2 protein-coding genes are annotated in these 1,852 nt (G+C 37.5%); both read left to right on the top strand.

Annotated elements, in window-relative coordinates:
* A partial coding sequence (locus Q0C22_RS09195) for an OmpP1/FadL family transporter (RefSeq protein WP_291494027.1) occupies nt 1–422 on the top strand: 422 nt, incomplete at its 5' end.
* Between the two features lie 12 nt (nt 423–434).
* Nucleotides 435–1,852: SGNH/GDSL hydrolase family protein (locus Q0C22_RS09190; protein ID WP_291494025.1), on the top strand; the 1,418-nt coding region annotated here is incomplete at its 3' end.

Here is a 1,852-nt window from a genome sequence, read left to right as displayed (position 1 = left end):
GCGGATATACAGTAAGCTTTAGCCAGCCATTATTCGGAATAAAATCAAGTGAGTATTTCCCAAGAGATTGGAAAGATACAAATACAATAAAATTCGGCATTGAGTACAAACCAATTGAAATGCTTGCTTTGCGTGGAGGTTTTTACTATGATCCTACGCCTATTCCTTCTTCTACATTTGATGCCCAGTGGCCTGATGCAAACAAGTACATGTTTACAGGCGGTGTTGGATTAAACTTTAAACGTTGGAAGATTGATACGGATGTATTTTATTCAACAACCGCAGGAAACACAAATATATCTAATTCTAAAAACTTAAATGCTGCATACGCTATACCTGGAGTATTGCCACAGCAATCTACTGATCTTAGCGCTAAAGCTCACATTTGGGGCTATGGCTTAAACGTCACGTATGTGTTTTAATAGGTGATTAAAATGTTTAAAAATAAAAATAAGTTAATAGCTGTTTTTTTTCTAATTTTTCTATTAACAAATTTTAAATCTGCGCAAGCTTTCGGCAACTGGTTTGTTTTTGGCGATAGTTTAAGCGATAATGGCAACATACCAAAATTGACTGGCTATCCTTTGCCACCAGCACCTTACTATAAAAACAGGTTTTCAAATGGCCCTGTATGGGCAGAAGATTTTCCATTAATATCAAATTTTGGATTTATTCCGTCAAATGATTTTGCTGTAGGCGGTGCTTTTACTGGACCAATAAGCACTGAGGGTTTAAACGGCCAGCCTGGAGTGTTCAACAATTTAGAAAACACATATTGGAGTTCATTTGCAAGTCAGGGATTATTTACAAATCCACAGTTGCCAAGCTTTTTAACAGAAGTTCAAAATTTTGCTAACGCTGGTGGCAGGTTTAAATCAAACGACCTAATTGGCGTTTGGATTGGGGCAAATAATTTTTTTGTAACAGCAGCTCAGACGCAGGCACTTCAAAAAACAATTGCAACAAATGACCCAAGTTATGCTATAACTGCTGGAATACCTCCTGCCTTGTTAAATCAAATAATCACAGTATACCAGCAAACAAATGATCCTACAAAAGCAATGGGTGTGCTTATTGGAAATGCTATCCAAACTGCTGTGCCTCAAACGGCCCAAGGTATAGCTGAGCTATCAAAGCTTGGAGCAAAACAAATGGTTGTCTTAACGCTTCCGCCATTACAAGACACGCCATCCGCAATCCAAGGCGGACCTCAGGTACAGGCGTTAGCATCAGCATACACTCAACTTTATAATATCTATTTACAGCAAGCACTTTCAAATATTCACAATCAAACAGGCCTTAATATTATAACACTAAATGGAGAAGTGCTGTTTAACGAGCTTGTTAGTAACCCAAAGGCTTACGGTTTAGTAAATACTACAGACGAAGGTATGCTTGCCTACTTAAATGGCGATCCTAATTATTCTCGTTATCTTTTTTGGGACGGTGTTCACCCTACAGCTTACACACACAGTATAATTGCAAGATATGTGTCAAGCGCGGTTAATAACTTTTACTCTTTAACTGCCCCAGCAAGACTTATCGAAGCAAATTCTGATGCATTTAGTTCATTAATAAACAACAGGATAAACTCATTTATTGCAAAAAAATCATCCAATCAAAACATAACTAAATTAAATAATGCAAACGGTGGACCTAACTTCTACATTTCTGGAAGCTACAATTCAGGCTGGAAAGATGATTCTGATAATACCATAGGTTTTGATTACAATATAAGCACTTTTGCATTAGGTGGAGATTATTGGATAAATCCGAATTTAATGGTTGGAGCTTCAATCGGTTATGGCAACAACTACGCAAGTCTCAATGATTCTGCTGGTACGCTTGAAGC

This window comes from Desulfurella sp., from assembly GCF_023256235.1.
Classification (GTDB): domain Bacteria; phylum Campylobacterota_A; class Desulfurellia; order Desulfurellales; family Desulfurellaceae; genus Desulfurella.
This window is presented reverse-complemented; position numbering and strand designations above follow the sequence as displayed.